Genomic DNA, 6,806 nt, shown 5'->3' on the forward strand with positions numbered 1-6,806 from the left:
CAGACCTCCTCAGGTTCGACACCTCCCTCGTTGATTCCGGACGTGGCCGGCACTGATGTCCGACATTCGGGACAGCGCGATTATACCGGGTCCGGAGCGGGCAGTGCGTCGCCCTTGCCCCGTCCGCCCGGGGGGGTGGAGTCGCCACCTGGACTTGGGTCGTCGATCGCCGGGTTTGCCGAGCTGCGCAGCGTCTCGCGAAGGCGCTCCATGATGGTGCCTGCAAGCCTGATCTGTTGGTCGATTCCGCTCAGCGCGTCGCGTAAGCGCGCCGTGTCGGCGCCGGATCCTGCGGCAAGGGCGCGTGCCGCCAAGGCGTAGCACCCGGCGGAGCTCAACGGCTGGGCCAAGTCGTGGAGAAGGGGTGCGGCGCGGGCCTCGATCGTTGCGGGATCCCGGTGCAGAGGATGCGGTGGCCGGTCGCGATCGCGCAGATCACGCAAGACCGCATCGAGGCTGTCGAATGAGATCGGCTTGACCAAGTGCCGATCGAAGCCGGCGTCGAGCGAGCGTTGTCGATCCCACTGCTCGCCGAATCCCGTCATCGCGATCAACGCGATTCGGCGATACTCGGGGCGAGCGCGGATCCGGCGGGCCACCTCCAGGCCGTTCATGCCGGGCATGCCGATGTCGAGGATAACGGCGTCCACGGGGTCCTGTTCCAATGCCGCCAAGGCCGAGGGTCCATCGTAGCTGACATGAATCTCGGCGCCTTTGAGCTCGAGTAGCATCGCCAGACTCTTCGCGGCGTCCCGGTTGTCGTCGACGACAAGGATGCGTGAGGTTTCTGCCGCAGTTGCCGAAGCGGCGACGACGCGATGCTCGGTCGGCGGAGCAGCGCCCTGTCGGGCGAGCAGGGGCAGAAACACCACCAACTCGCTACCCCGGCCCGGCCCGGCACTGCGTGCCTCGACACGACCGCCGTGCAGCTCGACGAGCTTATTCACCAGCGATAGACCGATCCCCAGTCCGCTCCGGCCAATCGACGGCTTCGGGTGTCCCTGGGAGAACATGTCGAAGATTCGGGGCAGAAGCTCGGCAGGGATGCCGGCCCCGGTATCCTGGACCGAGACCAAGACACCGCCGTCGACCGTTCTCGCCTCGACTTGGATTTCCTGCCCTGCATCCGAGTATTTCGCGGCGTTGTTCAACAGGTTACCGAAGATCTGCGACAGGCGGGTCGGGTCGCCCTCCAGCCAGAGCGGCTCTCCCGGAAGGTTGACCACGAGACGTTGGCTGGCCGCGTCGATCAGCGGCCTGACGGTTTCGACGGCGCTGTCGATGACGCTCGCCAGCTCGACCGCCTCCCTGCGCAGCTCGATCTTGCCGTGGGTGATGCGCGACACCTCGAGGAGGTCGTCGACCAGTCGGACGAGGTGGGCGAGCTGACGGTCCATCATCTCCCGAGCTTCGACGGCCGCCGGGGCGGCGACATCCTTCAAGCTGAGGATCTCGAGCGCGTTGCGGATGGGTGCAAGCGGGTTGCGCAGCTCATGGGCCAGAGTGGCGAGAAAGGCGTCCTTCCGACGGTCGCTCTCGCGTAGTTCATGGGCAGCCCTTGCCGCCTGTTCGCGGGCAGCAAAGGCTTGTGCCATCAGTTCGAGTGCCTCGGCGCGCGACGCGCTGAGGGCCTGCTGCTGTTCCTCGAGCTGGGCGACGAGCGCCCGATCGGCCTCCAGGCGGCTGAGATCGGTGCCGACCAGGCAGATGATCGCGCCTGCCGGGCGGTCGAGTCGGCTCGCCCAAAGATGCATCGGCACGGCCGCACCGTCGGCGGCCAGGAAGACCACCCGATCATCGGCAATGCCGTGCCTGGATGCCTCCAGCAGGTGTCGCAAGCGCTCGCTGTCGTGGGGGGCGGCAAGCTCCAGGATCGGGTGCCCCAAGAGTTGGGTGCGCCCCCGCTTCAGCAGCGCGGTCGCCCGGTCGTTGGCGTAGAGCAGGAGTCCATCCGGGGAAATCGCCAGGCCCGCCTCGTTCATGGTCTCGACCATGAGTCGATGGAGGTTCTCCGTCTCCATGAGAGAGAAGACGCGGTCGCCTTGAGTGCCGCTCACGATGACGGCATCGACCTCGCCTTCGCGAATGGCGCGCAAGGCGTCTTCCGCCTCCTCGAGACGGGTGCGCAGCTCGAGGTTTTCCGCCGTGAGCCGGTCGATGACGGCGTTCGGGGTCATCTCGCGACCCTCCCTCGGATGGGGCGCCATACGATCAGTCCAAGGAGTCAATCCGGATTTCAGCCAACCTCGTCCCTGGGCCGCAGATCAAGGCCCACCAGGACGCGATGCTCGTCGGCCATGTCGCCGATCAGGCGGCGCAGCGGCAGCGGAAGCTTCTTGATCAGGGTCGGGGCGGCCACGATCTGCTCGCTCTTGGCCAAGGTCGGGTGCTCGTAGATATCGATGACCTCCAGATCGTAGCGGCCTTGCAGATGTTTCTCGCAGACATCCTTGACCGAGCGGATCGCCGCGACGGAGCGGGGTGTGAGGCTCGCGACGTACAGTGTGAGGACGTGACCGCCGCTGGCCTTCGTCCGAGCGACGGCATCGCTCCCGGGTAACTGCGTGGGGATGGGCGCCGCGCCTGCGGAATCGGGCCCGGGGGACGGGAGACGTCTGGCGGTCATGGCGATCCTCTGCTCGAGGCGTTAAGGTTCTTCACCGGGGGCGCAGGTCGAGGCCGACCAACACACGCTCCGTATTCGAAAGGTCGCCGATGATCTTGCGCACCGGTTCGGGCAGCTTGCGCACCAGCGTGGGCACTGCCACGATCTGGTCGCCGCGGGCGAGTCGCGGGTTCTCGAGCAGATCGATGATCTCGATGTCGTAGCGTCCGGCGAGATGCGTCTCGCATAGGGCCTTGAGGTTCTCGAAGGCCCGAAGGGAGCGCGGACTCTGACCGGCGACGTAAAGGCGCAAGCACCAGCCTGCCGCATCCTCTTCCGAATCATACAGGGTTGTGTCGGTCTGATTCATCGTCGATTCCCTCTGCCTGCGTCAGTCCGCGCCCCTCGCGTGAGACATCGGGGCTGCATCGTGCGAGGCGACCGCGAGAAGTCGGGCCTCTTCGGCCTTGGCGATCGCTGCATCCTCATCGACCCCAGCGAGCTGTGCCTCCAGCGACTGAATTCTGGCCATGAGATCTCGGCGTTCCAGCTCCAAGACGCGTCGTGCTCGCTCATGGACCTTCCTCGCCGCAAGGTTGGACGCCTGATCACGCGTTTCCTGCGCGATTCGCGCCGCACCGGTGAGAGCCTCGCCGGACTCGGTATAGACATCGGCCAGATGGATGCCCTCGCTGTCCAGCACGAGCTCTCGAACCTGATTGGAATGGGCCATCCCGCGGCTTTTCAGCACGTAGAGTAGACGATTACGCTCGCCGACGGACTGCGCCATCTGCAGCAGCAGCCAGGTGTCGATCAGGGAGCTGACGCCCTCGTCGGTCTGTTCCAGCTGACTGGGTTCGGACCCCTGGGTCAAGCTGGTGAACAGCGCGGTGATCCCGGCACCTTTCAGGAAGTCGATGATCCGAGTGAGCATCGTCTTGACCTCCGCGGTATCCCCGACCGCGGCGAAGTTGGTGATCGGGTCGAGAATGACCGCGGCGGGACGGATTGACTCGACTAACCTGTGTAGGCTGACCAGATGATTCTCCAGTCCATACAGGGTCGGGCGTACGGCATGGCAGACCAACAGCCCCCGGTCGATGTGCGGCTGCAAGTCGAATCCGATCGAGGCCATGTTGCGCAGGATCTGGTCGGGCGACTCTTCCGAGGACCAAAAGAGACAGCGTTCGCCTCGGCGGCAGACGCCGTCGGCAAACGCCGTTGCGATGCTGCTCTTGCCCGCACCGGCGGTGCCCGAGACCAGGACACTGCTGCCCTTGTAATAGCCTTTGCCGCCCAGCATGGCGTCCAATCTCGGGATGCCGGTGGATACGCGCTCGCGCGAGACGCGGTGGCTCAGGTTGACCGAGCTGATCGGCAGGACACTGAAACCCGCTTCGTCGATCAGGATCGGGTATTCATTGGTCCCGTGGCGGGAGCCGCGATACTTTACGATGCGCAGACGGCGGGTGGCGACCTGGTTGGTCATGCGATGGTCCAGGAAGATGACGCAGTCGCTGACGTACTCCTCTAAGCCATGCCGCGTAAGGGTTTTCTCGCCCTGCTCGCCGGTGATCACCGCCGTCACACCCTGATCCTTCAGCCAGCGGAACAGACGCCGTAGCTCGGCACGCACGATTGCCTCGCTGGGCAGGGCGGCGAACAGTGCGTCGATCCCGTCCAGCGCCACGCGCCTTGCCCCGACCTCGGCGATCGCGCTGCCGAGCCGCACGAACAGACCCCCCAGATCATATTCGCCGGTTTCCTCGATCTCGCCGCGCTCGATCCGCACGCTGTCGAGCAGGATTCGATTCTGTTCCACCAGCGTACCCAGTGCGAATCCGAGTGATTCCACGTTGGCGATCAACTCTTCCTCGCTCTCCTCGAAGGCCATGAATACGCCCGGCTCGTCGAAATCGCGCGCGCCCCGGACGACGAACTCCATCGCCAGGAGTGTCTTGCCGCAACCCGCCGCGCCGCCGATCAGGGTCGGTCGCCCGCGCGGCAACCCTCCGCCGGTGATCTCGTCGAGACCACGGATCCCGGTCCGGCATTTCGCGATGCCGGTCCGTCCGTTCTCGTTTGGGAATTCAGTCTGCATGGATGTCGTCTGCTCCAACGGACGCGCCTTGTGCCTCGGGATCGCGGTCGCCGCGCCGGTTCGGCGTGGGTCGCGCCACTGCCCATCGTCGGCGAGCCGCCATGCGGCGCACCTGCGATTGCCTCCCATCTTAATCCAGTCCGCGATCCAAAGATCGCCGGACGTCAGGGGCGTGGAAAGGGCCCGGAAAAATAATGTAAAACATGCTTGACAACTCGCGGTGTCAAGCTAAGATGACACGTAAGATTACTAGGTTCAACAAGTATTATAGCTTGCTAAATAACGTGAGATAGCTTGCTGGTCCTAGGTAATCCTGCCCCGGATTACAGGGCAACGGGTTCTCGCGACGATGATCGCCGCGAGAGTAAAGAAGCAGCCGAACCTCAGGGGTTCGGCGATATTCACAGGTTGGAGGCCGATCCATGGCTGAACAGGCAAGCGTTTCCGGGTTAACCGAGCAACAGGCGAAGGAGTTTCACGAGCAGTTCAAGATCACCTATAGCGCGTTCGTCGGCATTGCGGCGCTCGTGCATTTGTTCGTGATCGCGGCCAATCCTTGGTTTTAGTTCCAGGTTCTGAGAGGAGAAATCCATGAACGTATTCGACTACAAGCCGCTTGAGAAGGACTATCGGATTTGGCTGGTGTTGAATCCGGCGGTGTGGTTGATGCCGATCCTATTCGCGGTGCTGGCAGTGGCATTGGTTGTCCATGCCTACGCCTGGTCGCTGGGCATCGGTTTCGATCCGGTCGAGGCGGCTGCCGAAGCGCCGGCCGCAGTCGAGGCAGCGCCGGCCGCGGCTGCTGAATAATCGAATTCTCGGTAGCGCCGCTGACCGAGCGGGTCACCGACGCGCCAAGATAAGACGGGTCTTTTCAATCATTCTTGCTGGAGATAAACGATGGCTGACCAATCCTTATCGGGTCTGACCGAGCAGCAAGCGAAGGAATTTCACGAGCAGTTCAAGATCACCTATACGGCATTTGTCGGTATCGCCGCGGTGGTGCATCTGTTCGTCCTCGCAGCCAATCCTTGGTTCTAATCCGTTTTTGACACGAAAAGGTGATTCTGATGAGTGAAATCAACAAACCCAAAAACCCCGAAGACGATTGGAAGGTCTGGTTGGTCGTCAATCCCGCCGTTTGGTTGATGCCGATTCTGTTCGCCGTGCTGATCGTTGCGCTGGTCGTGCACACCTATGTGATTTCTCTGGGATATGGCTTCTAGCCAAGCGACACGACGAGAGCAAATGGCATCGCGTCAACCCTCGTCGCGCTGATCGGATACCTTGACGGCATTAAATAGCCTGCAAGACATCGGGTATCCGAGGTTTCGACGGGGCAGGGATGCCCCGTCGCGAGGCGGTGACTGGCCTGGACCGCCGACGTCGAGCGTGCGCCCGGGGCGCACCTGTTCGTCGTCATCAAGCACTGATTCCAAGTCTCCCTTGAAACGACACTCTTTTTCAGAGGTGATGCCGCTTGCTGTGTTGCGGTGTTGCCATCGAAGCTAGCGATTTCGTTCGGACAACACCAGCCGAGCGGATTGGAGTGAGGGCACTGCCCTCACTCCTGTTTTATGCCCGGCGCGGGGATCGCTCGGACACCCCGCCACGTCACTGGTGGGAACCGCAGGGTGGACAGCGCCGTGCTGTCCGCCAGCGCCGACGTGGGGTCTGGTAGACTTTGCGCTCGCTTGTTCAGCCTCCCAGCCCGTCTTACGAACAACGCCGCGGCGACGTACCGCTGTTCGCGGCCCTTGCGTCTGCATCTGCAGGCTCTGCACCGGGCGTGATCCCGAGATGACCATCGGTGACCCGTCGGCGCAAAACCGCGGATCCGCGGCGACCCACCCCCGTGAACCTTGCAGATCGGCCGATGCGATTTCCGGAACCGACCTCACAGTTCCGCAATCGCTCGGCATCCGCCTCTGCTGATTGCCAGCACACTCTGGGACATGCCGCTGCGTATTCCACGCCCATTCGGCCACCCATTCCACGGGCATTCGGCCACTGATTCCACGCTGATTCGGCCACCCGTTCCACGGCGATCCGGCCACTGATTCCACGGCCATTCGGCCACCCCCGGGCAGGGGGCGACGC

At 63.4% G+C, this 6,806-nt stretch carries 8 protein-coding genes; 4 read left to right on the top strand and 4 right to left on the bottom strand.

Annotated elements, in window-relative coordinates; translation table 11 throughout:
* Positions 1–80: 80 nt before the first annotated feature.
* Genes VLR48_RS06495 through kaiC form a run of 4 tightly spaced genes read right to left on the bottom strand, consistent with a single transcriptional unit; the run spans position 81 to position 4,706 of the window.
* Complete coding sequence (locus VLR48_RS06495; protein WP_325290992.1) at positions 81–2,177, bottom strand: ATP-binding protein; 2,097 nt, start codon at positions 2,175–2,177, stop codon at positions 81–83.
* Between the two features lie 59 nt (positions 2,178–2,236).
* The gene (locus VLR48_RS06500) at positions 2,237–2,626 is read right to left on the bottom strand and encodes a circadian clock KaiB family protein (protein ID WP_325290993.1); all 390 of its coding nucleotides are present in this window, start codon (positions 2,624–2,626) and stop codon (positions 2,237–2,239) included.
* 31 nt (positions 2,627–2,657) lie between these two features.
* A complete protein-coding gene (locus tag VLR48_RS06505) occupies positions 2,658–2,975 on the bottom strand; it encodes a circadian clock KaiB family protein (RefSeq protein WP_325290994.1) in 318 nt (105 codons plus the stop codon).
* A gap of 21 nt (positions 2,976–2,996) precedes the next feature.
* Positions 2,997–4,706 (bottom strand): circadian clock protein KaiC, encoded by a 1,710-nt coding sequence (gene kaiC / locus VLR48_RS06510; protein ID WP_325290995.1) that lies wholly within the window; start codon positions 4,704–4,706, stop codon positions 2,997–2,999.
* A 422-nt stretch (positions 4,707–5,128) separates the two neighbouring features.
* Here kaiC and pufB (VLR48_RS06515) point away from each other — a divergent pair, with 422 nt between their 5' ends.
* The 4 genes from pufB (VLR48_RS06515) to pufA (VLR48_RS06530) all read left to right on the top strand — a co-directional run bounded on the left by pufB (VLR48_RS06515) (position 5,129) and on the right by pufA (VLR48_RS06530) (position 5,932).
* Complete coding sequence (gene pufB, locus VLR48_RS06515) at positions 5,129–5,272, top strand: light-harvesting antenna LH1, beta subunit (protein ID WP_325290996.1); 144 nt, start codon at positions 5,129–5,131, stop codon at positions 5,270–5,272.
* A gap of 25 nt (positions 5,273–5,297) precedes the next feature.
* A complete protein-coding gene (gene pufA, locus VLR48_RS06520) occupies positions 5,298–5,516 on the top strand; it encodes a light-harvesting antenna LH1, alpha subunit (RefSeq protein WP_325290997.1) in 219 nt (72 codons plus the stop codon).
* Positions 5,517–5,606: 90 nt separating this feature from the next.
* Entirely contained in the window at positions 5,607–5,747 is a 141-nt protein-coding gene (gene pufB, locus VLR48_RS06525; RefSeq protein ID WP_325290998.1) for a light-harvesting antenna LH1, beta subunit, read from the top strand.
* Positions 5,748–5,776: 29 nt separating this feature from the next.
* Entirely contained in the window at positions 5,777–5,932 is a 156-nt protein-coding gene (gene pufA / locus VLR48_RS06530) for a light-harvesting antenna LH1, alpha subunit (protein ID WP_325290999.1), read from the top strand.
* The last annotated feature ends 874 nt before the right edge of the window (positions 5,933–6,806 follow it).

It is taken from the genome of Thiocapsa sp. (assembly GCF_035467215.1).
GTDB lineage: Bacteria > Pseudomonadota > Gammaproteobacteria > Chromatiales > Chromatiaceae > Thiocapsa.

Coding starts and splice junctions, on each gene's coding strand:
- VLR48_RS06495 (WP_325290992.1), bottom strand. CDS start 2,177: ATGACCCCGAACGCCGTCATCGACCGGCTCACGGCGGAAAACCTCGAG.
- VLR48_RS06500 (WP_325290993.1), bottom strand. CDS start 2,626: ATGACCGCCAGACGTCTCCCGTCCCCCGGGCCCGATTCCGCAGGCGCG.
- VLR48_RS06505 (WP_325290994.1), bottom strand. CDS start 2,975: ATGAATCAGACCGACACAACCCTGTATGATTCGGAAGAGGATGCGGCA.
- kaiC (WP_325290995.1), bottom strand. CDS start 4,706: ATGCAGACTGAATTCCCAAACGAGAACGGACGGACCGGCATCGCGAAA.
- pufB (WP_325290996.1), top strand. CDS start 5,129: ATGGCTGAACAGGCAAGCGTTTCCGGGTTAACCGAGCAACAGGCGAAG.
- pufA (WP_325290997.1), top strand. CDS start 5,298: ATGAACGTATTCGACTACAAGCCGCTTGAGAAGGACTATCGGATTTGG.
- pufB (WP_325290998.1), top strand. CDS start 5,607: ATGGCTGACCAATCCTTATCGGGTCTGACCGAGCAGCAAGCGAAGGAA.
- pufA (WP_325290999.1), top strand. CDS start 5,777: ATGAGTGAAATCAACAAACCCAAAAACCCCGAAGACGATTGGAAGGTC.